Raw genomic sequence first — 21,220 nt, 5'->3', positions numbered from 1 at the left:
ATTGTAGTTTAACTACAATCCAAATCAAGAGGAAATGTCACTGACCGGAAATTAGCCACGCGAATCAAACCAACTGGCGACCGCTTTTATCCGGCTGGACGTTCTGTGCGCATGGTAACGGAGGCCACGGCTCACCGCTTTCCACGGAAGGCGTGCCCGTGATTCCGCTGCGCCCGGCCTCGCGCCTCGCCGTCGAGTGCGTCCTTCGGGGCAAGGTTTGAACGGCCGGGGCAAAAATCAAAAGAGGAGACAGCCGTTGCGATTCAACCCACTCATCTCTTGAGAGCCGTGCGGCCGTACATCGGTCTGCCGGCCCGGCACGCTGCGTTCGTCGTGACTCGCGCTGCCGCTTCCCCGCCGACATCGCCGATTTCCGGCCATCCAGCTTTACCGTTTTTTTGACAAACGCTTCTACCCCATTGCTTCTGGTGGCATCGGGAGCCAATCGTTTCTTGTTCAGGTGTCTGGAGGAGATAAACAATGAAAGTCCGTAAGCTCATGGGCGCGCTGTGCGCCGCAGGTCTTCTGTGCGGCGCGACGGCGTCGGCGGTTCAGGCTGCCGAAGCCGTTTCCGTGCTGCACTGGTGGACGTCCGGCGGCGAATCCAAGGCTGTCGGCGTGCTGAAGGACGACATGACGAAGCAGGGTTACACCTGGAAGGACTTCGCTGTCGCGGGCGGCGCGGGCGCGGCGGCGATGACCGCACTGAAGACACAGGTGATCTCGGGTAACGCGCCGTCGGCGGCGCAGATCAAGGGCCCGCTGATCCAGGAATGGGCCGAGCAAGGCGTGCTCGTGCCGATCGACTCCGTCGCGGGTGACTGGAAGAAGAACCTGCCGCCCGAAATCGACAAGATCATCCACGCGGACGGCCACTACGTCGCAGCGCCTTTCTCCGTGCACCGCGTGAACTGGCTGTACATCAACAAGGCTGCGCTGGACAAGGCGGGCGGCAAGGTGCCGACCAACTGGAACGAGTTCTTCCAGGTCGCCGACAAGATGAAGGCCGCGGGCATCATGCCGATCGCGATGGGCGGCCAGCCGTGGCAGGACCTGACGCTGTGGGAAGACGTCGTGCTGTCGCAGGGCGCGGACTTCTACAAGAAGGCGATCGTCGATCTCGACCAGAAGACGCTGACCTCGGACAAGATGGTTCAGGTGTTCGACACGGTCCGCAAGATCCAGGGCTACTTCGACAGCGGCCGCACGGGCCGCGACTGGAACCTCGCGACCGCGATGGTCATCAACGGCAAGGCCGGCATGCAGTTCATGGGCGACTGGGCGAAGGGCGAATTCGCCGGCGCGAACAAGAAGGCGGGCGCGGACTACATTTGCGCGCCGGTGCCGGGCACGGAAAAGGCCTACACGTTCAACGTCGACTCGTTCGTGTTCTTCCAGCAGAAGGGCCAGAAGGCCGCGACGCCGGGCCAGCTCGCGCTCGCGAAGACCATCATGACGCCGGAGTTCCAGGAGCAGTTCAGCCTGAACAAGGGGTCGATCCCGGTGCGTCTCGGCGTGCCGATGGACAAGTTCGACGACTGCGCGAAGAAGTCCTACTCTGATGAACAGACGGCGATCAAATCGGGCGGCTATGTTCCGTCGCTCGCGCACGGCATGGCTCAGGGCGACGCCGTCGCGGGCGCCATGACCGACGTCGTGACGAAGTTCATGAATTCGTCACAGGATTCGAAGAGCGCGGTCGCCGCACTCGCGAACGCCGCCAAGACGAAGTAAAGGCGTTTTCGGCCCGGCGTGTGCCCATGCATGCGCCGGGCGGCGCAAAACGCAGGACTGCATCTGTAACGTCGCATCTTTCAGCGCCAGCAGGCATTCGCCACAGAAGCGCAAGTCAGTGCACCTAAACGCACGAAAGCGCCGGCGCATCTTCCAGGAGTCGAGTCGTGACTGCCTCCATCACCGCGGACAAGAAGCCGCAAAACCCGCCCCGTCGCGTCTCACCGACGGCGGCGCTCGCCGATCGCCTGATTCCGAAGCTGGTGCTCGCTCCCAGCGTCGTGATCGCGCTCATTTTCGTCTACGGCTTCATCGCCATCACCGGGTATCTGTCACTCTCCGAATCGCGGCTCATGCCGCGCTACGATTACGCGGGCCTGGACCGTTATCGACAGCTCTTCGCCAACGACGTCTGGTGGACTTCCGCCGCCAATCTCGGCTGGTTCGGCATTCCGTTCATCGGCATTTGCGTGTTCCTCGGCCTTTTCCTGGCCATCCTTCTCGACCAGAAGATCCGCAACGAAGGCGCATTGCGCGCCATCTTCCTGTACCCGATGGCGCTCTCCTTCATCGTGACGGGCACCGCGTGGCAGTGGATTCTCAACCCCGGCCTGGGTCTGGAGAAAGTGTTCCATGACTGGGGCTGGACGAGCTTCTCGTTCAACTGGCTGGGCGACCCGGACAAGGCGATTTTTTGCGTCGTGATCGCGGCCGTCTGGCAATCGACAGGCTTCGTGATGGCGCTGTTCCTCGCCGGCCTGCGCGGCGTCGACAGCGAAATCTTCAAGGCCGCGCAGATGGACGGCGCGGGTTTGCCGACCATCTACCGCAAGATCGTGATTCCGAGCATGCGGCCGGTGTTCTTCTCCGTGCTGCTGATTCTTTGCCACATCACGATCAAGACCTTCGACCTCGTCGTCGCGTTGACGGCCGGGGGACCGGGCACGTCATCGTCGCTGCCGGCGATCTTCATGTACACGTTCTCGTTCAACCGCGGTCAGCTCGGCGTGGGCGCCGCATCGTCGATGATGATGCTCGCCACGGTCGTCGCGGTGCTCGTGCCGCTCATGTATCTCGAATCGAGGAGCACTCGCAATGCAGCCTAAGATGACTTTGAGCCGCGCCGTCATCTACGCGGTGCTCATACTGTTCGCGCTCTACTTCCTGTTCCCGATCTACGTGATGCTGTCGACATCCTTCAAGGATCTCGACCAGCTTCGCACGGGCAACCTGCTCACGCCGCCCACGCACTTCACCTTCGCGCCGTGGGTCAAGGCATGGCAGGAAGCGTGTACCGGCGTGCGCTGCGAGGGCATGGAGCCGTTCTTCATGAACTCCGTGCGCATGGTGATTCCGGCCGTGCTGATTTCGTCGTTCATCGGTGCGTTCAATGGCTATGTGCTCACGCACTGGCGCTTTCGCGGCGCGGACGGCCTGTTCACGATGCTGCTCGTCGGCTGCTTCATCCCCTTCCAGGCAATCCTGCTTCCGATGGCGCGCCTGCAAGGTTTTCTCGGCCTGTCGAACACGACGACCGGCCTCGTGCTCGTCCACGTGATCTACGGCATCGCGTTCACGACGATGTTCTTCCGCAACTTCTACGTGAGCATTCCGTCCGAGCTCGTGAAGGCGGCGCGCATCGACGGCGCGGGCTTCTTCACGATCTTCACGAAGATCCTTCTGCCGGTGTCGCTGCCGATCTTCATGGTGTGCCTCATCTGGCAATTCACGCAGATCTGGAACGACTTCCTGTTCGGTATCGTGTTTTCGGGCGTGGATTCCATGCCGATCACGGTCGCGCTGAACAACCTGGTGAACACGTCGACGGGCGTGAAGGAATACAACGTCGACATGGCGGGCGCGATCATCGCCGCATTGCCGACGATTCTCGTCTACATGATCGCCGGACGTTATTTCGTGCGCGGGCTGACGGCCGGCGCGGTAAAGGGTTAATTCGAGCAGTTTCGAAAGATAGAGGATTCACATGGCAAGCCTTTCCATCCGTGACGTGTACAAGACCTACCCGAACGGGGTGCCGGTTCTCAAGGGCGTCAACATCGACATCGAGGACGGTCAGTTCCTGATCCTCGTCGGCGGCTCGGGCTGCGGCAAATCGACCTTGCTCAACATGATCGCCGGTCTCGAGACCGTGACCCGCGGCGACATCATGATCGACGGCAAGACGGTCAATAACCTCTCGCCGAAGGATCGCGATATCGCGATGGTGTTCCAGTCCTATGCGCTCTACCCTTCGATGAGCGTGCGCGACAACATCTCGTTCGGCCTGAACATCCGCAAGGTGCCGAAGGACGAACAGAAGAAGATCGTCGATCGCGTATCGGAGACGCTGCAGATCGGTCATTTGCTCGATCGCAAGCCGGGGCAGTTGTCGGGCGGCCAGCGTCAGCGCGTCGCGATGGGCCGTGCGCTCGCACGCGATCCCGTGATGTTCCTGTTCGACGAGCCGCTCTCGAACCTCGACGCGAAGCTGCGCATCGAGATGCGCTCCGAAATCAAGCTGCTGCATCAGCGCCTCGGCACGACGATCGTCTACGTAACGCACGATCAGATCGAAGCAATGACGCTCGGCGACCGCATCGCGGTGATGAAGGACGGCATCGTGCAGCAGTTCGGCGCGCCGCAGGAAATCTACGATTCGCCTTCCAACCTGTTCGTGGCCGGCTTCATCGGCGCGCCGCCGATGAACTTCATCGCCGGCAAGCTCGTCGAATCGGGCTCGGGCGTCGGTTTGCAGCTCGACACCGGTATCGCGCAGAAAGTGCTGAATTTGCCGTTCGACGCGGGCCGCCTGCGCGGCAAGGTCGGCCAGGACGTGATTCTCGGCCTGCGCCCCGAGCGCATCACCGATTCGCGCAGCGCGCACGACGTTTCCGATTCGAGCCTGCAGCCGGTCGACGTGCGCGTCGACGTGATCGAGCCGACCGGCCCGGACACGCTCGTGTTCGCGCAGGTGAACGGCAAGCGCATCGTGTCGCGCGTGCATCCGGCGTCGAATCCGCAGCCGATGTCGAACATGACGCTGCTGTTCGATGTGTCGAAGGCCGTGTTGTTCGATCCGAAGACGGAAGAACGGCTGGCCTGAGCCCGCTGTTCCATCGACCTCCGACGCCACGGCTTGCCGTGGCGTTTTTCATGGTGCGGCCGATACAAGGCACAATCGGCGTTTTGCATCTGGATCCGCCTGCGCCGCATGACTCTTCTCACCTCGCATCCCGAACTCGCCTGGACCCCGTCTGACGGTCCCGATCCTTTCATCGGCCTCGAAGCGCTCGACGACCCCGCCGTGCAAGCCTGGGTCGATAACCAGAACCGCCGCACCGAAGGCGCTTTCGGCAACACGCCCGAAGCGCGCGCGCTCGCCGCGCGGCTCGAAAAAGCGTACACGTCGCAGGACCGCATCGTGTCGTGCTCGCGCTATGGCGACTGGGCCTACAACACCTGGCAGGACGACGCGCATCCGCTTGGCGTCGTGCGCCGCACGCCGTGGAGCGCATGGCTCGCGGGCACGCCAGTCTGGGAAACGATTCTCGACGTCGACGCGCTCGATCTCAACACCCACGACGACGACACCCGCTGGTCACTCGCCGACTTCGACATGCTCTACCCCGATTACGATCGGGCGCTCGTGAGTCTGTCGCCGGGCGGCTCGGACGCGTGCATCGTGCGCGAGTTCGATATCGCGTCGAAAAGCTTTGTCGCGGATGGCTTCGTACTGCCCGATGTCGGCAAGCACGATATCTCGTGGATCGATCGCGACAGGGTCTACGTCGGCTGGGACGACAGCAGGACGAACCCGCGCCCCGCGCTGACGACCTCGGGCTTTCCGCGCGAGGCCCGGCGCTGGAAGCGCGGCACGCCGCTCGCGGATGCGCCCGTCGTCTTCGAAGGCAACCGGCGCGACGTGTCGGCGGGCGTGGACTACGACCCGATCGAAAAACTGCATCTGGCATCGCGCGCGGTGACGTTCTACGACACGCTCAATTACTGGCTCGACGAGACGTCGAACGAATGGCGTCAATTCGACCTGCCGGCGCACGCGGAAATCGAGCACTGGAACGGCTGGCTCTTCGTGACGCCGCGCAAGTTCTGGAACGTGGGCGGTCGGCGCCACGCGCCCGGCACGCTGACCGTCATCCGGCGTGAGGCGTTTCTCGCAGGCTCGCGCCAGTTCACCGCGCTCTTCACGCCGTCCGAGCGCCTCGTCCTCGCGGGAATCGATTTCACGAAGCACTGGCTGATCGTCTCGCAGATGGACGACGGCGCGCCGCGCGTCACGCTGCTGCGCCCGAGCGCGATGCTCGAAGGCGAGTGGCAAGCGCGCGACTTCGCGCTGCCGCAAGCGAGCCAGTCCTGGGTCGATTCGATCGACAGCGAGCGCGACGACACCGTGCTCATCCACGTCGAGCACTTTCTGATGCCGCCGTCGCTATATCACGCGGATCTCGCGAGCGACGCGCCGTGGCAATTGCTCGCGCGTCTTCCCGCGCAATTCGATGCGACGGGACTCTCGGCCGTGCGCCGCCACGCGATCGCGCCAGACGGCGAGCGCATTCCCTACTGGCTGATCGGACGTGAGGTCGAAACCTGCACGGACGCGCGCCCTTGTCTGCTCTATGGCTATGGCGGCTTCGAAGTCGCGCTCGATCCCGGCTACGACGCGACGACCGGCATAGCGTGGCTCGAGCGCGGCGGGCTTTACGCGGTCGCGAACATCCGCGGCGGCGGCGAATTCGGTCCGGCCTGGCATCAGGCGGCATTGCGCGAGAACCGTCAGGTTTCCTTCGACGATTTCAACGCGGTGGCCGAGGCGCTCGTCAAAACGGGTGTCACCGCGCCCGGGCAACTGGCGATCCGCGGCGGCAGCAACGGCGGCCTGCTCACAGGTGTCTGCATGGTCCAGCGGCCCGAGCTGTTCGGCGCGGTGCTGTCGGAAGTGCCGCTGCTCGACATGGCGCGCTTTCACTTGCTGCTGCAAGGCGCATCGTGGATCGACGAATACGGCGACCCCGACGACGCCGGCGATCTGCGTCATCTGATGGCGTACTCGCCCTATCAGAACGTGAAGGCGGATGTTGCCTATCCGCCGGCGCTTTTCACGTCATCGACGAGCGACGATCGCGTGCATCCCGGCCACGCGCGCAAGATGGCGGCGAAGATGCAAGCGCAAGGTCATGCGAACGTCTGGTATCAGGAAACCGGCGAAGGCGGCCACGGCGCGGGCGTCGAGCCGGAAGCGATCGCGCAGGCGGAAGCGGCCGCGTTCACCTTTCTCGCATCGACGATCGGGCCGCTCGGCTGACAATTGCGTGCTTCTTCGCGAAACGGTCCATTTCGCGCGCGCAACGCCGCGGATTTGCCGATTCGAATTCCTTCGATACGTCGCTCCGTTTCGGACACGTATAGTGACAAGCATTCCTTGTTGCAGCACGAAAGCCGGTTTCGTCGACAAAACCGGCAAGCGAGTAAAGCCAGCGTTGTGGAGCGCGGGCCCGGCAAACAGGGAATATTCACTGACCGAAGCAACCCGATCGGAACACCTTTGACCCTGGCTTACCCGATCATCGACGCAAGGACATTGCCTATCGACCCATGCCGCAGTCCCACATGAACCGGTCTTTCACCTTTTGACCCAAGGATCTGACCGATCTCGCATAAAACGGCCTTCGACGCGGAACACATCTTTGACCCAGACGTACCCCTCAAGGACCCGATGAGCATCACCTTCCGACCTCGCCTTCGCGCGAGGTTTTTCTTTTGCGCGTCCGTAAAGCCGCGCGGCGCTCATACTTTCACGGGCACCGCATGCGAGCGCAACACCAGGGTGCGTCCAGCGAACGTCAACACGCCGCATACGCCGATCACGATGCCCATGCCGTGCGGCGATACATCGTGAAAAAGCCCGACCGCGAGGCTCGCGAGGGCGCCGAGCGCAAGCTGCATCGCGCCGAAGACGGCGGCGGCCGCGCCCGCATTGCGCGGATAGCGGTGCATCAGCTCGGTCGTGCAGTTGGCCGACAGCAAGCCGACCACACCGACGACGAAGAACAGCGTCGCGACGATCGACCACAGGCCGCCCCAGCCCGTCAGCGACACGAGCGCGACCGCGAGCGCGGCCGCGACGCTCACGAACGACGCGGCCGAGATCATCTTCATCGCGCCGACGCGGCCGACGAATCGGGTGTTGAGCACATTGCCCGCGATGATGCCGACGATGTTCAGCCCGAACAGCAGCCCGTAGTACTGCGGCTTCACGTGAAAGTAATCGATATAGACGAACGGCGTCGCGGTGATGTACGCGAACATCGACGCGAACGCCATGCCGCCGCACATCATGTGGCCCCAGGTGACGGGATCGGTCAGCAAGTGGCCATACGCGGCGAACGACTTGCCGACCGCCGCGCTCGCGCGCTTCTCCTTCGGCCAGGTCTCGGGCACGCGCAGGAAGGCGGTCACCGCGCATGTCAGGCCGAAGAGCGTGAGCGCGACGAACACGACACGCCAGCCGCCGAGCAGCAGTAATTGCCCGCCGATCAGCGGCGCGAGCAACGGGCCGATCGACGTGACGATGGAAAGCATCGACAGCACACGGGCGGCGTCGCCCGGTTCGTGCGCATCGCGGGCGATGGCGCGCGCGAGCACCGATGCCGCACCCGCGCCGAGCGCTTGCAGAAAGCGCACGAGGACGAGCGCATCGATGGACCATGCCGCCGCGCAGCCGATGCTCGCGAGCGCATACAACGCGATGCCGCCGAGCAGGACGGGCCGGCGGCCGTAGGCGTCGGACATCGGGCCATAGAGCAGCATGCCGAACGAGAAGCCGAACATGAAGCTCGTGAGCGTGCTTTGCGCGGCGGCCGGGCTTGTGCCGAACGAGGCGGCGAGCGAAGGCAGGCTCGGCAGATACATGTCGATCGACAGCGGGCCGCACGCGGCGAGCGCGCCGAGCAACAGGATCAGCCGGCCATCTGGACGGCGACGGATGGTGTCGGGCATGGAGTTCGCAGGACGGGAATGCGTGGATGCGACGCGGCTTCGTGCCGCGCAAGCGATCGGCCATTGTACGCGACGCCCCGCCGTGATCCGGCCCCGATCGCCGCGTTGCGATAAGCTCGTCGCTTGCTTCTTTCTCTTTGCATCCATCCGATGACCGCCTTTCTTCTGATCTGGAGCCCCAGGAAGTGGCCGTGGCCCGAGTTGCCCGACATCGCGCGGCGCGTGGCCGCCGGCGATGCCGTCGCCGATGCATGGGGCTGCGGCACCGCGCGCGGGCTCTTGCCGGGCGACCGGGTGTTCGTTCATCGCGTGTCGCAGGAACCGAAGGGCGTGTTCGCGTCGGGCTGGGTGACGCGCGCGCCGTACGAAGTGCCCGACGCCGGAGCAAAGCGCGGCTATCGGCTGTGCATCGATTTCGTGTACGACTGGCTCGTCGATGCGCACGCGGACGTCGTCGTCACGCGCGACGAATTGCGGGCGCATCCGTTCTCGGTGCAGACGTGGGACGCACAGATGTCCGGCACGCTCATCAAGCCGATGGCCGAGGGCGCGCTGGAAAAGCTCTGGGCCGAGCGAACCGGAAGGCGCCCGCGGCCTCCCGCGCCTGCCGCCCCAGCGACGCCCGGCGAGGCGGGCGGCCACGCCGCGCGCAAACCCGCGAGGCGATCGCGCTCGCCATAGGCGCGACACCGCCCGTTCGCAACGACTCCGGTACAATTTCAGCATCGTTTCTTCGCGTCGGACCGCGCGTCTTGCACGCCGCGCTCGTCGCCGCTCGAGCCCGGTCGGCCCTTCGCGACTCCCGCTTCCATTTTCAGCGCAGGCCCTCGTCCATGTCCAAGAATCAAGTTCTCTTCGAACGCGCCCAGCGAACCATTCCCGGCGGCGTGAACTCGCCGGTGCGTGCGTTCCGCTCGGTCGGCGGCACGCCGCGCTTCATCGAGCGCGCGCAAGGCGCGTATTTCTGGGATGCGGACGGCAAGCGCTATATCGACTACATCGGTTCGTGGGGCCCGATGATTCTCGGCCACGTTCATCCCGAGGTGCTCGACGCCGTGCAGCGCGTGCTCGCGGACGGCTTTTCCTTCGGCGCCCCAACCGAAGCCGAAATCGAGATCGCCGAGGAAATCTGCAAGCTCGTACCGTCCATCGAACAGGTGCGCATGGTGTCCTCCGGCACCGAAGCGACGATGAGCGCGCTGCGCCTCGCGCGCGGCTTCACGAACCGCAGCCGCATCATCAAGTTCGAGGGCTGCTATCACGGCCACGCGGACAGCCTGCTCGTCAAGGCCGGTTCGGGCCTCCTGACGTTCGGCAATCCGACGTCCGCAGGCGTGCCCGCCGATATCGCCAAGCACACGACCGTGCTCGAGTACAACAACGTCGAGCAACTCGACGAGGCGTTCAAGGCATTCGGGTCGGAGATCGCGTCGGTGATCGTCGAGCCGGTCGCGGGCAACATGAATCTCGTGCGCGCGACGCCCGAATTCCTCAACGCGTTGCGCGAGCGCTGCAGCGAGTACGGTGCGGTGCTGATTTTCGACGAAGTGATGTGCGGCTTTCGCGTCGCGCTCGGCGGCGCGCAGGAGGTCTACGGCATCAAGCCGGACCTCACGTGCCTCGGCAAGGTCATCGGCGGCGGCATGCCGGCGGCTGCGTTCGGCGGACGCCGGGACATCATGGCGCATCTCGCGCCCTTGGGCGGCGTCTATCAGGCAGGCACGCTTTCGGGCAATCCGATCGCCGTGGCCGCGGGCCTCAAGACGCTGCAACTGATCCAGCGCCGCGGTTTCTACGACGATCTCGCCAGGCAGACGCGCAAGCTCGTCGACGGCCTCAGCGCCGCCGCCCGCGAGGCGAAAGTGCCCTTCTCCGCGGATTCGATCGGCGGCATGTTCGGCCTGTATTTCATGGATCGCGTGCCGGGCAGCTTCGCGCAGATCCAGCAGGGCGACACCCGCCGCTTCAACGCGTTCTTCCACGCGATGCTCGATGCGGGCGTGTACTTCGCGCCGTCGGCGTTCGAAGCGGGCTTCGTGTCGAGCGCGCACGACGACGCCGTGATCGACGCGACGATCGACGCCGCGCGCGGCGCGTTCGCGTCGCTCGCAGCCTGACGCTCGCGGGCCGCGCCGATGTTCTCGCAAACCGACTTCACGTATATGGAGCGCGCGCTCGCGCTCGCCTCGAAGGGCATGTACACGACCATGCCGAATCCGCGCGTGGGCTGCGTGCTCGTCAAGAACGGCGAAGTGATCGGCATGGGCTACACGCAGCCGGCCGGCCAGGATCACGCCGAAGTGCAGGCGCTGAAAGACGCGCGTTCGCGCGGCAAGGATCCGCGCGGCGCGACGGCGTATGTGTCGCTCGAACCGTGCAGCCATTTCGGGCGAACGCCGCCGTGCGCGCACGCGCTCATCGACGCGCGCGTCGAGAAAGTGATCGCGGCGATGGAGGACCCGAACCCGTCGGTGTCCGGGCGCGGACTCACGATGCTGCGCGATGCGGGCATCGACGTTCGCTGCGGGCTGCTCGCGAACGAGGCGCACGAGATGAACATCGGCTTCGTGTCGCGCATGACGCGCCGCCGTCCGTGGGTGCGCATGAAGGTCGCGGCCACCCTCGACGGCCGCACCGGACTGCCGACCGGCGAAAGCCAGTGGATCACCGGCGAGGACGCACGCGCCGACGGCCATGCGTGGCGCGCCCGCGCCTGCGCGATCCTGACGGGCATCGGCACGGTACGGGAGGACGATCCGCAACTGACCGTGCGCGCGGTCGACACGCCGCGCCAGCCACAACGCGTGCTGATCGACAGCCGTCTCGACGTGCCGAACGAAGCGCGCATTCTCGAGGGCGCGCCGCCGTGGATCTTCCATGCCGCCGACGCCGATCCCGCCCGCATCGACGCGCTGCGTGAGAAAGGCGCGGATCTGATCGAGCTGTCCAACGAGCACGGCAAGGTCGATTTGCCCGCGATGCTCACCGCGCTCGCCGATCGTGGCATCAACGAGCTGCACGTGGAAGCGGGTCACAAACTGAACGGCTCGCTGTTGCGCGAGGGCTGCGTCGACGAACTGCTGATTTATCTCGCGCCGAGCCTGCTTGGCAGCGCGCCGGGCATGTTCGACTTCGCGCCGCCCGATACGCTCGACGCGCGGCCCCATCTGAAATTTCATCGCATCGACCGGCTCGGGGACGATTTGCGCATACTTGCGCGCTTCGCCGAGGCGAACGTCGCGCGCTGATTGCACACCGATTTCAAGGAACGAAGCCGATGTTTACAGGAATTGTCGCGGCGGTGGGCCGCATCGAAAAGGTCACGCCGCTCGGTTCGGAACCCGAAGCGGGCGTTCGCCTGACGGTCGCCGCGGGCGATCTCGATCTCGCCGATGTCGAACTCGGCGATAGCATCGCGATCCAGGGCGCGTGCATGACGGTGATCCAGAAGTCGTCCAATGCGTTCGATGTCGAAGTGTCGCGCGAAAGCCTCAACAAGACGGTCGGGCTCGGCGCAGCGGGCGTCGAAGTGAATCTGGAGAAGGCGTTGCGCGCCCACGACCGGCTCGGCGGGCATCTCGTTTCCGGGCACGTCGATGGACTGGGCGTCGTGTCGAAGTTCGAACCCGTCGGCGAATCGCATGAACTGCGCATCGTCGCGCCGAAGGACATCGGCAAGTACCTGGCTTACAAAGGCTCGGTGACGGTGAACGGCGTGAGTCTTACCGTGAACTCCGTGAGCGACCGTGCCGACGGCTGCGAATTCTCCATCAACCTGATTCCGCATACCGTTGAAGTCACGACGCTCAAGGCGCTTTCCAGAGACGCGAAGGTCAATCTGGAAATCGATCTGATCGCGCGATATGTCGAACGGATGATGAGCGCGCGCTAATCTGAGCCTCTTTTGCGCGGCGCCGGGGCCACTCGTTGGCCACGAAGGCCTCCCGCCCGTCTGCCCGCCGATTTCACCGACTGTCCATCGTCCGTGGCGTAAAATACGCGCTTTCCCCAAACCGGACCCCGCACGGGACGTCATCATGTCGCTCGCCTCCACTCCTGAGATCATCGCTGAACTGAAAGCCGGCCGGATGGTGATCCTCGTCGACGAAGAAGACCGCGAAAATGAAGGCGATCTGGTCGTCGCCGCCGAATTCGTGACGCCCGAAGCCATCAACTTCATGGCGAAGCACGGCCGCGGGCTCATCTGTCTCACGCTCACGCAGGAGCGCTGCAGGCAACTGAACCTGCCGCTCATGACGCATCGAAACGGCACGCAGTACGGCACGGCTTTCACGGTCAGCATCGAAGCCGCCGAGGGCGTGACGACCGGCATTTCCGCCTCGGACCGTGCAAAGACGATCGCCACGGCGGTCGCCCACGACGCGCGCGCCGAGCATATCGTTCAGCCGGGCCACGTGTTCCCGATCATGGCGCAGCCGGGCGGCGTGCTCGTGCGAGCGGGCCACACCGAAGCGGGCTGCGATCTGACCGCGCTCGCGGGCCTCACGCCCGCCGCGGTGATCTGCGAGATCATCAAGGACGACGGCGAGATGGCGCGCCTTCCGGACCTCATTCAATTCGGCGAGCAGCACGGCATCAAGATCGGCACGATCGCCGATCTGATCCACTACCGCAGCCGCACCGAGTCGATCATCGAGAAAGTCTGCGAGCGCACGATGCAGACCGCGCACGGCCCGTTCCGCGCGGTGCTGTATCGCGACGAGCCGACGCACTCGCCCCATATCGCGCTCGTGCGCGGCACACCGCATCCCGACCGCGACACGCCGGTGCGCGTGCACGAGCCGCTCTCGGTGCTCGATCTGCTCGAAATCGATTCGTCGACGCACTCGTGGACCATCGACGCCGCGATGAAGGAAATCGCCGCGCGCGATCTCGGCGCGATCGTCATGCTCAATTGCGGCGACACGAAGGAGCATCTCGTCGACGTGTTCCGCGCCTTCGACCAGAAGGACAAGGCGGCCGAGCTGAAGCGCCGCCCGATCGACTTCAAGACCTACGGCATCGGCGCGCAGATTCTGCGCGATATCGGCGTCGGCAAAATGGAAGTGCTCGCGACGCCGCGCAAGCTCGGCAGCATGTCGGGCTACGGGCTAGAAGTGACGGGCTTCGTGCCGATGCCCGGCTGCCCCGCCACCGCCGCGCCGACGGAAACCGCCATCACCCAGTTGCGCTCGGCCTGAGACCGCCGGCCCGCACAACCCTATTCCACACAATTCCAAGGGAAGACCTCATTCATGGAAATCGGACAATATCAGCCGAACCTCGACGGTGACGGCTTGCGCATCGGCATCGTGCAGTCGCGCTTCAACGAACCGGTGTGCAACGGCCTCGCCGACGCCTGCATCGAAGAGCTGGAGCGCCTCGGCGTGATCGGCCAGGACGTGCTGCTCGTCACCGTGCCGGGCGCGCTCGAAATTCCGCTCGCGCTGCAGAAGCTCGCGGAATCCGGCCAGTTCGACGCACTGATTGCGCTCGGCGCCGTCGTGCGCGGCGAGACGTATCACTTCGAGCTCGTGTCGAACGAGAGCGGCTCGGGCATCTCGCGTATCGCGCTCGATTTCGGCATTCCGGTCGCGAACGCCGTGCTGACGACCGAAAACGACGAGCAGGCCGTTGCCCGCATGACCGAAAAGGGCCGCGACGCCGCGCGCGTGGCGGTCGAAATGGCGAATCTGTCCGTCGCGCTCGAGCAGCTCGACGGCGATGACGAAGACGAAGACGAAGAAGACGAGGACCGCGCATGAAGAGCGCACGACGCCGTTCGCGCGAACTCGCGACGCAAGGGCTTTATCAATGGTTGCTGTCGGGCGCGCCCGCCGGCGAAATCGACGCGCAACTGCGCAACGCGCAAGGCTTCGACAAGGCCGATCAGGCGCATCTCGATGCGATCCTGCACGGCGTGATCAAGGAATCCGCCGCGCTGTCCGAGCAGTTGCAGCCGTGCCTCGACCGCCCGATCGAGCAGTTGTCGCCGGTCGAGCGCGCGGTGCTGCTCGTGGCCGCGTTCGAGTTCAAGCATCACATCGACGTGCCGTATCGCGTCGTCATCAACGAGGCGGTCGAGCTGACGAAGACTTTCGGCGGCTCGGACGGCTACAAATACGTGAACGGCGTGCTCGACAAGCTCGCCGTCGTCATGCGCCCGACCGAGGCGCAGGCGCGCGGACGCGGAGCATAAATGGGCCAGGGTGCGGAACCTCTCGTGCGGCTGGCGTCGCGCGTCGATGCAATCGAGCCGTTCTATGTGATGGAGCTGATGAAAGAGGCTCAGGCGCTCGAACGCGCGGGCCGCGACGTCATCCACATGAGCATCGGCGAGCCCGACTTCACCGCGCCCGAGCCCGTGATCCACGCCGCCGCCGATGCGTTGAAGCGCGGCGTCACGCAGTACACCAACGCGCTCGGCATCACGCTGCTGCGCGAGGCGATCGCGCGGCATTATCGCGATACGTTCGGCCTGACGGTCGATCCGGAGCGCATCGTGGTAACGGCGGGCGCGTCGGCGGCGCTGCTGCTCGCGTGCATGGCGCTTGTCGATAACGGCGACGAAGTGCTGATGCCCGATCCATGCTACCCGTGCAACCGGCACTTCGTGTCGGCGGCCGATGGCAAACCGGTGCTCATCGCGAGCGGTCCAGCCGAGCGCTTTCAGTTGACGGCGGAACATGTCGAGGAAAACTGGGGACCGGCCACACGCGGCGTGCTCCTCGCGTCGCCGTCGAATCCGACGGGCACGTCGATCGAGCCCGATGAACTCCGGCGCATCGTCGACACGGTGCGCGCACGCGGGGGCTTCACGATCGTCGACGAGATCTATCAGGGTTTGAGCTACGACGCGAAGCCCGTGTCCGCCCTCTCCTTCGGTGACGACGTCGTTACCGTGAACAGCTTTTCCAAGTACTTCAACATGACCGGCTGGCGGCTCGGCTGGCTCGTCGTGCCGCGCTCGATGGTGAGCGCGGTCGAAAAGCTGTCGCAGAACCTGTTCATCTGCGCGTCGGCACTCGCGCAGCACGCGGCGCTCGCGTGTTTCGAGCCGCAGACGATCGCGATTTACGAAGCGCGCCGCCTCGAATTCAAGCGTCGACGCGACTACATCGTGCCGGCGCTGCGTTCGCTCGGCTTCGGCGTGCCCGTGGTGCCCGACGGCGCGTTTTACGTTTATGCCGACACGACGACGGTTCATCACCCCGCTGCGGGCAACAGCGACGCACTCACGCACTCGATGCTCCACGACGCGGGCGTCGTGCTCGTGCCGGGCGCGGATTTCGGGTTTCATGCGCCGGAGCGCTATATCCGTCTGTCGTATGCGACGGCGTATTCGAAGCTGGAGGAAGCCGTCGAGCGGCTAGGCACGCTATTCCGCCGATAAAAAGACGTCGCAAGAACGAAAAAAGGGCACCGCAAAGGTGCCCTTTTTCTTTGTGTCCGACCAAACCTTCAAGCGCCGAACTCCGCCGACGCGACGTGCTTCGTTTCTCCATCGCCGTCGTCCTGCGCCGCTGCCTTCTTCGCCGCATCGATCGTCACGTGAACGCGCTTCTCGGTCGCGGTCGAGGCCAGAACCTGCTTCGGCGCAGCCTGAACCGGCGCCTGCGGTGCGTTGATCGGCACGTTGCGGCCGCGCGCGACATCGCGCAGACGCGTACGCTCGGCCAGCACCTTCGCGCCGTAGCCGCCGTCATCCTGCGTCGTCGAGCCCACGTAATAGCGCAGGCCACCGGCCACGGAGCCGCCGCGCGCGATGCAATCCTTCAGCACGAGCGCGCCGACCTTGATGTTCGCGAGCGGATCGAGCGCCGCGTGCGAGCCGCCGAAGTATTCGAACTTGTCGGAATGAACCTTCGACATCACCTGCATCAGGCCCTGCGCGCCGACGCCGCTTTCCGCATACGGGTTGAAGCCCGATTCGATCGCCATGACCGAGAGCAGCAGGAGCGGGTCGAGGCCGACTTCGCGTCCGGTATCGAACGCGGCGCGCACGAGCTCGGCGACCGGCTCTTCCGCCACGCGATAGCGTCGCGCGATGAAGTTCGACACGAGCTTCTGCTCGCGCGTCGACACGAGCACCCGGTCGTCGCGTGCATCGGCGACCACGCGTTGCGTCGGAATCATGCTCGCGAGCATGCCGGCGGACGGCATCGTGCGCGGGTCGAGCCCGTTGGGCGATACGGCGAGGCTGATGCCCCCGGTGAGCTGACGCGTGCTCGCGTCGTCGCCGGCGGCGGCACCGAGCGACGGCCCCGTCGCAGGCGCCTTGAGATCGTCCGATGGAGCCGCGTTAGCAGCGACGTCTACGGGCAGCGTGGAACCGCCAGGCGCGCGATGCACCGCCGAGAACGGCGGCAACGGCTGGCCCGCGAGCAGGCGTGCCGGCCCTGCCTGAACGGCAGCCGACACGAAAGGCATGATCTTTGCGGCAAAGTTCGTGCGCCAGGAAGGCAGCAACCACAATGCAAGCGCGCTGACGACGGCGGCACAACCGACCATCGCGAAGACATGGTGACTCAAACGGCGTCCGCGACGCAGCGCCACGCGCACGATCTGCGCGGCGCGGGTGTCGGAACCCCACCAAACCGAAGTGTTCATCGATACTCCCAATGTTGCATGATTTGCGCAGATGAATACGAATAAAGCGCGTATTCGGAGCGCAAATCAGACACCGCTTGCTCTCGGCAAGCACAAGCGGCATCGGGGATACGGCATGCGCCGTCTGGAAAGCCGATCCGGCAAAAGACTGCCGGGCTGCGCGGCACGAACTGCATGCCCTCATGCGCAATGACCTTCCACGCGAAAGACCGGCGCGAAAAACGCCGGCCAGGACAACCAACCACCGTGAGTCGCCGGGCAGGAACGGCGCAGGCGACGCACGTTGCGTCAGAACAGACCTGAGGCGAAGGTAAAAAGTTTCAAAACCTGCAATGGATGCCAAGCGATTCTAGCAGGGTTTAATTATCCGTCAATGCTATAGACTTGTGTTTCAATTACTTACAGTTATATTGAACAGTGTTCAGCACTCGAAAAGCACGTCTCACGGGCGATTCCCGGCGGAATTCGCTGAATGTCCCCCAACGCACGGACGCGCACGCAGGTAAAATCGACAATCGCTTGGCGCGCAGCCGCCCCGTCCGTCGAGCTTCATGCTCCGGCGCCTTCGAGTCCACTTTCGACCATCGATGAAATACAAAGATCTGCGCGACTTCATTGCCCGCCTCGAGGCGCTCGGTGAACTGCGCCGCATTCGGCAGCCCGTTTCCCCCGTTCTCGAAATCACCGAAGTCTCGGATCGCGTGTTGCGCGCGGGCGGCCCTGCGCTGCTCTTCGAAGCGCCCACCGGCCACACGATTCCCGTGCTCGCCAACCTGTTCGCCACGACCCGGCGCGTCGCACTCGGCATGGGCATCGAGACGGAGGCGCAAGGCGGCGCCGATGTCAGCCTCGGCAGCGACGTCGCCGCGCTCAGTTCGTTGCGCGATGTCGGCAGGCTGCTGTCCGCGCTCAAGGAACCCGAGCCGCCGAAGGGCCTGAAAGACGCGGGCAAACTGCTCTCGCTCGCGAAAGCCGTGTGGGACATGGCGCCGAAGTCGGTCAGCGCGCCGCCTTGCCAGGAAGTGGTGTGGGAAGGAAAGGACGTCGATCTCAATCGACTGCCGATCCAGACGTGCTGGCCCGGCGACGCCGGCCCGCTGCTCACCTGGGGTCTCACCGTCACGCGCGGGCCGAACAAGCCGCGCCAGAATCTCGGCATCTATCGGCAGCAGCTCATCGGGCGCAACAAGCTCATCATGCGCTGGCTCGCGCATCGCGGCGGCGCGCTCGACTTTCGCGAGTTCGCGCTCGCGAATCCCGGCAAGCCGTATCCGGTGGCGGTCGTGCTCGGTGCCGATCCCGCGACGATCCTCGGCGCCGTGACGCCCGTGCCCGATTCGTTGTCCGAATATCAGTTCGCGGGCCTTCTGCGCGGCTCGCGCACGGAGCTCGCGAAATGCCTCACGCCGGGCGTCGATACGCTTCAGGTGCCGGCGCGCGCCGAGATCGTGCTGGAAGGCTTCATCTATCCGCAAGACGGCACGCCGCCGCCCGCACCCGAAGGCGCGCCGCCGCGTCCATCGGCTTCTGCCGCCGCGAAATACGAGCACGCTCTCGAAGGGCCGTACGGCGATCACACCGGCTACTACAACGAACAGGAGTGGTTTCCGGTCTTTACCGTCGAGAAAATCACGATGCGCCGCGACGCGCTGTTCCATTCCACTTACACCGGCAAGCCGCCCGACGAGCCCGCGGTGCTCGGCGTCGCGCTGAACGAAGTGTTCGTGCCGCTCCTGCAGAAGCAGTTCACCGAGATCACCGATTTTTATCTGCCGCCCGAAGGTTGCAGCTATCGCATGGCGATCGTGCAGATGAAGAAGAGCTACCCCGGCCACGCGAAGCGCGTGATGTTCGGTGTGTGGAGCTTCCTGCGTCAGTTCATGTACACAAAGTTCATCGTCGTGGTGGATGAAGACGTGAACGTGCGCGACTGGAAGGAAGTCATCTGGGCCATCACGACGCGGGTCGATCCGACGCGCGACACCGTCATGGTCGACAACACGCCGATCGACTATCTCGACTTCGCGTCGCCGGTCGCGGGCCTCGGCTCGAAGATGGGGCTCGATGCGACCAACAAATGGCCCGGCGAGACGAGTCGCGAATGGGGCCGCCCGATCGTCATGGACGAAGCGGTGAAGCGCCGCGTCGATGCGCTGTGGACTGAAATCGGACTGGATAAATCATGATCGCAGCCACGCTCTATCGAGGCGATGTCGTCGAGAACACGCACGCGGCGCACGTCGCCGCCGTCGATGCAAACGGACGCCTCGTGCATTCCTTCGGCGATCCGCATCGCGTGACGCTGCCGCGCTCGGCTGCGAAGCCCGCGCAGGCGCTCGCGGTGATCGAAACGGGCGCGCTCGAGCGCTTCGGCTTCACCGACGAAGACCTCGCGCTGATGTGCGCATCGCATAGCAGCGAGCCGCGTCATATCGAGCGCGCGCTCGCGATGCTCGCCCGGTCGAACGCGAGCGAAAGCGATCTGCGCTGCGGCGGCCATCCTCCGATCTCGGAGGCGGTGTACAAGGACTGGATCAGGCGCGACTTCACGCCGACTCCCGCCTGCAGCAACTGCTCCGGCAAGCACGCCGGCATGCTCGCCGGCGCGCGGGCGATGAACGCGCCGCCCGGCGATTATCACCTGCCCGATCATCCGCTCCAGACGCACGTGAAGCGCACGGTCGCGCGCGCGGTCGATCTCACCGACGACGCTGTGCAATGGGCCATCGACGGCTGCAATCTGCCGACGCCCGCCTTCCCGCTCGAACGTCTCGCGCGGCTCTATATGAAAATCGCCGCCGCGCCGGACGGCTCGCCGCTTGCGCGCATCCATCGCGCGATGACGTCGCATCCGGAGCTCGTTGCCGGCGAAGGGCGTTTCTGCACGCTGTTGATGCAGGCGTTCGGCGGCACGCTCGTCGGCAAGACGGGCGCGGATGCAAGCTATGCAATCGGCGTGCGCCGCGAACGAGGTCCGATCGGCATCGCGGTGAAGGTCGAGGACGGCAACACGTCGGTGCTCAATGCTGTCGTCGTCCACGTGCTCGATACGCTCGGCATCGGCACGCAACGGCAACGCGACGCGCTCGCCGCGTTCCGCAATCCGCCGACGCGCAACACGATGAACGTGCCGACCGGCCGTCTCGACGTGAGTTTCGAGCTTCACAACCATTAATAACAATATGCATTCGTGGTCGTTGCTGTCGGACGGTTTCTTTCTGTCGCTGTCGCTGTGTCTGGATATCGGGATCGCCAATGTCGCGATCATTTCGCTTGCGCTGTCGCATGGCTTCAAACCGGGGCTCGTGCTCGGCCTCGGGACATGCTTCGGCGATCTGGTCTATGCGATGCTCGCGCTCGCGGGCATGTCGGCGCTGCTGCAGTTTTCCGCGGTGCGCTGGGTCGTGTGGATCGGCGGTGCGATCGTGCTGCTCTTCCTCACGTGGAAGATGGCGCGGGAAGCGCTCAATCCGGCATCCGCGCCGCCCGTCGAAGGCGAAGCGGATCTCACCGTGCCCCGTCCCGGCCACTGGAAAAGCTTCTTGCGCGGATGCCTGCTCGCGGTGTCGTCGCCGAGTGCAATCCTGTGGTTCGCGGCGGTCGGCGGCGCGCTCATCGCCAAGTCCGGCGCGACGAGCCCCGTCTCCGCGTCCGTGTTTCTGATCGGCTTTTTCTGCGGCGGACTCGGCTGGACGATCTTTATCTGCACGCTCGCGAGCCACGGCAGAAAGCGCGCCGGAACCCAGCTCCTGCGCGCGTGCCACGTGATGTCCGCCCTGCTCTTCGCGTACTTCGCGTACAGCGTGATCGTCAACGGCTACCGCGATCTGATCGTCAACGCGACGTCATGACGAAGCACCAT

General features: G+C 64.8%; 18 protein-coding genes. 16 read left to right on the top strand and 2 right to left on the bottom strand.

The window, feature by feature from the left end; genetic code table 11:
* Nucleotides 1-480: 480 nt before the first annotated feature.
* The 5 genes from NCT32_RS03840 to NCT32_RS03820 all read left to right on the top strand — a co-directional run bounded on the left by NCT32_RS03840 (nucleotide 481) and on the right by NCT32_RS03820 (nucleotide 7,054).
* Nucleotides 481-1,734 (top strand): ABC transporter substrate-binding protein, encoded by a 1,254-nt coding sequence (locus NCT32_RS03840; RefSeq protein WP_061118896.1) that lies wholly within the window; start codon nucleotides 481-483, stop codon nucleotides 1,732-1,734.
* A 167-nt stretch (nucleotides 1,735-1,901) separates the two neighbouring features.
* Nucleotides 1,902-2,840 (top strand): carbohydrate ABC transporter permease, encoded by a 939-nt coding sequence (locus NCT32_RS03835; protein WP_061118895.1) that lies wholly within the window; start codon nucleotides 1,902-1,904, stop codon nucleotides 2,838-2,840.
* Nucleotides 2,830-3,687 carry a carbohydrate ABC transporter permease gene (locus NCT32_RS03830; RefSeq protein ID WP_061118894.1) on the top strand — a complete coding sequence of 286 codons (858 nt, stop codon included), beginning with the start codon at nucleotides 2,830-2,832 and terminating at the stop codon, nucleotides 3,685-3,687. Before NCT32_RS03835 ends, NCT32_RS03830 begins: the two co-directional genes overlap by 11 nt.
* Before the next feature lie 31 nt (nucleotides 3,688-3,718).
* Complete coding sequence (locus NCT32_RS03825; RefSeq protein ID WP_061118893.1) at nucleotides 3,719-4,837, top strand: ABC transporter ATP-binding protein; 1,119 nt, start codon at nucleotides 3,719-3,721, stop codon at nucleotides 4,835-4,837.
* Nucleotides 4,838-4,945: 108 nt separating this feature from the next.
* Complete coding sequence (locus NCT32_RS03820; protein ID WP_061118920.1) at nucleotides 4,946-7,054, top strand: prolyl oligopeptidase family protein; 2,109 nt, start codon at nucleotides 4,946-4,948, stop codon at nucleotides 7,052-7,054.
* A 482-nt stretch (nucleotides 7,055-7,536) separates the two neighbouring features.
* Here the strand turns inward: NCT32_RS03820 and NCT32_RS03815 are convergent, their stop codons facing one another.
* On the bottom strand, nucleotides 7,537-8,748 hold the full coding sequence (locus NCT32_RS03815) for a Bcr/CflA family multidrug efflux MFS transporter (RefSeq protein ID WP_061118919.1): 1,212 nt from the start codon (nucleotides 8,746-8,748) through the stop codon (nucleotides 7,537-7,539).
* A gap of 150 nt (nucleotides 8,749-8,898) precedes the next feature.
* Between NCT32_RS03815 and NCT32_RS03810 the strand changes: the two genes are divergently transcribed.
* The 8 genes from NCT32_RS03810 (at nucleotide 8,899) to NCT32_RS03775 (ending at nucleotide 16,141) form a co-directional block, all read left to right on the top strand.
* On the top strand, nucleotides 8,899-9,429 hold the full coding sequence (locus NCT32_RS03810) for a hypothetical protein (RefSeq protein ID WP_061118892.1): 531 nt from the start codon (nucleotides 8,899-8,901) through the stop codon (nucleotides 9,427-9,429).
* A 152-nt stretch (nucleotides 9,430-9,581) separates the two neighbouring features.
* Complete coding sequence (hemL, locus tag NCT32_RS03805) at nucleotides 9,582-10,865, top strand: glutamate-1-semialdehyde 2,1-aminomutase (RefSeq protein ID WP_061118891.1); 1,284 nt, start codon at nucleotides 9,582-9,584, stop codon at nucleotides 10,863-10,865.
* An 18-nt stretch (nucleotides 10,866-10,883) separates the two neighbouring features.
* Nucleotides 10,884-11,996 (top strand): bifunctional diaminohydroxyphosphoribosylaminopyrimidine deaminase/5-amino-6-(5-phosphoribosylamino)uracil reductase RibD, encoded by a 1,113-nt coding sequence (gene ribD / locus NCT32_RS03800; RefSeq protein ID WP_250489912.1) that lies wholly within the window; start codon nucleotides 10,884-10,886, stop codon nucleotides 11,994-11,996.
* Between the two features lie 29 nt (nucleotides 11,997-12,025).
* Nucleotides 12,026-12,640, top strand: coding sequence for a riboflavin synthase (locus tag NCT32_RS03795; RefSeq protein ID WP_061118889.1), 615 nt, complete (start codon nucleotides 12,026-12,028; stop codon nucleotides 12,638-12,640).
* Between the two features lie 145 nt (nucleotides 12,641-12,785).
* Nucleotides 12,786-13,949, top strand: coding sequence for a bifunctional 3,4-dihydroxy-2-butanone-4-phosphate synthase/GTP cyclohydrolase II (gene ribBA / locus NCT32_RS03790; RefSeq protein WP_061118888.1), 1,164 nt, complete (start codon nucleotides 12,786-12,788; stop codon nucleotides 13,947-13,949).
* A 54-nt stretch (nucleotides 13,950-14,003) separates the two neighbouring features.
* On the top strand, nucleotides 14,004-14,513 hold the full coding sequence (gene ribH, locus NCT32_RS03785; RefSeq protein ID WP_061118887.1) for a 6,7-dimethyl-8-ribityllumazine synthase: 510 nt from the start codon (nucleotides 14,004-14,006) through the stop codon (nucleotides 14,511-14,513).
* Nucleotides 14,510-14,947 carry a transcription antitermination factor NusB gene (gene nusB / locus NCT32_RS03780; protein WP_061118886.1) on the top strand — a complete coding sequence of 146 codons (438 nt, stop codon included), beginning with the start codon at nucleotides 14,510-14,512 and terminating at the stop codon, nucleotides 14,945-14,947. The genes ribH and nusB overlap by 4 nt, the downstream gene beginning before the upstream one ends.
* Nucleotides 14,948-16,141: a pyridoxal phosphate-dependent aminotransferase gene (locus tag NCT32_RS03775; protein WP_061118885.1), complete on the top strand. Its 1,194-nt coding sequence runs from the start codon at nucleotides 14,948-14,950 to the stop codon at nucleotides 16,139-16,141.
* 68 nt (nucleotides 16,142-16,209) lie between these two features.
* Here NCT32_RS03775 and NCT32_RS03770 read toward each other — a convergent pair whose 3' ends face one another.
* Nucleotides 16,210-17,358 carry a lytic transglycosylase domain-containing protein gene (locus NCT32_RS03770; protein ID WP_061118884.1) on the bottom strand — a complete coding sequence of 383 codons (1,149 nt, stop codon included), beginning with the start codon at nucleotides 17,356-17,358 and terminating at the stop codon, nucleotides 16,210-16,212.
* A gap of 587 nt (nucleotides 17,359-17,945) precedes the next feature.
* Between NCT32_RS03770 and NCT32_RS03765 the strand changes: the two genes are divergently transcribed.
* Genes NCT32_RS03765 through NCT32_RS03755 form a run of 3 tightly spaced genes read left to right on the top strand, consistent with a single transcriptional unit; the run spans nucleotide 17,946 to nucleotide 21,209 of the window.
* A complete protein-coding gene (locus tag NCT32_RS03765; RefSeq protein ID WP_250489911.1) occupies nucleotides 17,946-19,544 on the top strand; it encodes a UbiD family decarboxylase in 1,599 nt (532 codons plus the stop codon).
* The gene (locus tag NCT32_RS03760) at nucleotides 19,541-20,533 is read left to right on the top strand and encodes an asparaginase (protein ID WP_250489910.1); all 993 of its coding nucleotides are present in this window, start codon (nucleotides 19,541-19,543) and stop codon (nucleotides 20,531-20,533) included. The genes NCT32_RS03765 and NCT32_RS03760 overlap by 4 nt, the downstream gene beginning before the upstream one ends.
* Before the next feature lie 7 nt (nucleotides 20,534-20,540).
* Nucleotides 20,541-21,209: a LysE family translocator gene (locus NCT32_RS03755; protein ID WP_061118881.1), complete on the top strand. Its 669-nt coding sequence runs from the start codon at nucleotides 20,541-20,543 to the stop codon at nucleotides 21,207-21,209.
* The last annotated feature ends 11 nt before the right edge of the window (nucleotides 21,210-21,220 follow it).

Origin of the sequence: Caballeronia sp. INML2, assembly GCF_023631365.1 — a bacterium.
Lineage (GTDB): Bacteria > Pseudomonadota > Gammaproteobacteria > Burkholderiales > Burkholderiaceae > Caballeronia > Caballeronia turbans.
Note: the sequence above shows the minus strand (reverse complement) of the source record. Positions and strands in the feature narration are given on the sequence as shown.

Bases quoted from the DNA above. Each gene is read 5' to 3' on its own strand.
- NCT32_RS03770 (WP_061118884.1), bottom strand. From the start codon at position 17,358: ATGAACACTTCGGTTTGGTGGGGTTCCGACACCCGCGCCGCGCAGATC.
- NCT32_RS03760 (WP_250489910.1), top strand. From the start codon at position 19,541: ATGATCGCAGCCACGCTCTATCGAGGCGATGTCGTCGAGAACACGCAC.
- NCT32_RS03840 (WP_061118896.1), top strand. From the start codon at position 481: ATGAAAGTCCGTAAGCTCATGGGCGCGCTGTGCGCCGCAGGTCTTCTG.
- hemL (WP_061118891.1), top strand. From the start codon at position 9,582: ATGTCCAAGAATCAAGTTCTCTTCGAACGCGCCCAGCGAACCATTCCC.
- NCT32_RS03765 (WP_250489911.1), top strand. From the start codon at position 17,946: ATGAAATACAAAGATCTGCGCGACTTCATTGCCCGCCTCGAGGCGCTC.
- NCT32_RS03810 (WP_061118892.1), top strand. From the start codon at position 8,899: ATGACCGCCTTTCTTCTGATCTGGAGCCCCAGGAAGTGGCCGTGGCCC.
- ribBA (WP_061118888.1), top strand. From the start codon at position 12,786: ATGTCGCTCGCCTCCACTCCTGAGATCATCGCTGAACTGAAAGCCGGC.
- NCT32_RS03775 (WP_061118885.1), top strand. From the start codon at position 14,948: ATGGGCCAGGGTGCGGAACCTCTCGTGCGGCTGGCGTCGCGCGTCGAT.
- ribH (WP_061118887.1), top strand. From the start codon at position 14,004: ATGGAAATCGGACAATATCAGCCGAACCTCGACGGTGACGGCTTGCGC.
- NCT32_RS03815 (WP_061118919.1), bottom strand. From the start codon at position 8,748: ATGCCCGACACCATCCGTCGCCGTCCAGATGGCCGGCTGATCCTGTTG.
- nusB (WP_061118886.1), top strand. From the start codon at position 14,510: ATGAAGAGCGCACGACGCCGTTCGCGCGAACTCGCGACGCAAGGGCTT.
- NCT32_RS03830 (WP_061118894.1), top strand. From the start codon at position 2,830: ATGCAGCCTAAGATGACTTTGAGCCGCGCCGTCATCTACGCGGTGCTC.
- NCT32_RS03820 (WP_061118920.1), top strand. From the start codon at position 4,946: ATGACTCTTCTCACCTCGCATCCCGAACTCGCCTGGACCCCGTCTGAC.
- NCT32_RS03825 (WP_061118893.1), top strand. From the start codon at position 3,719: ATGGCAAGCCTTTCCATCCGTGACGTGTACAAGACCTACCCGAACGGG.
- NCT32_RS03795 (WP_061118889.1), top strand. From the start codon at position 12,026: ATGTTTACAGGAATTGTCGCGGCGGTGGGCCGCATCGAAAAGGTCACG.
- ribD (WP_250489912.1), top strand. From the start codon at position 10,884: ATGTTCTCGCAAACCGACTTCACGTATATGGAGCGCGCGCTCGCGCTC.
- NCT32_RS03755 (WP_061118881.1), top strand. From the start codon at position 20,541: ATGCATTCGTGGTCGTTGCTGTCGGACGGTTTCTTTCTGTCGCTGTCG.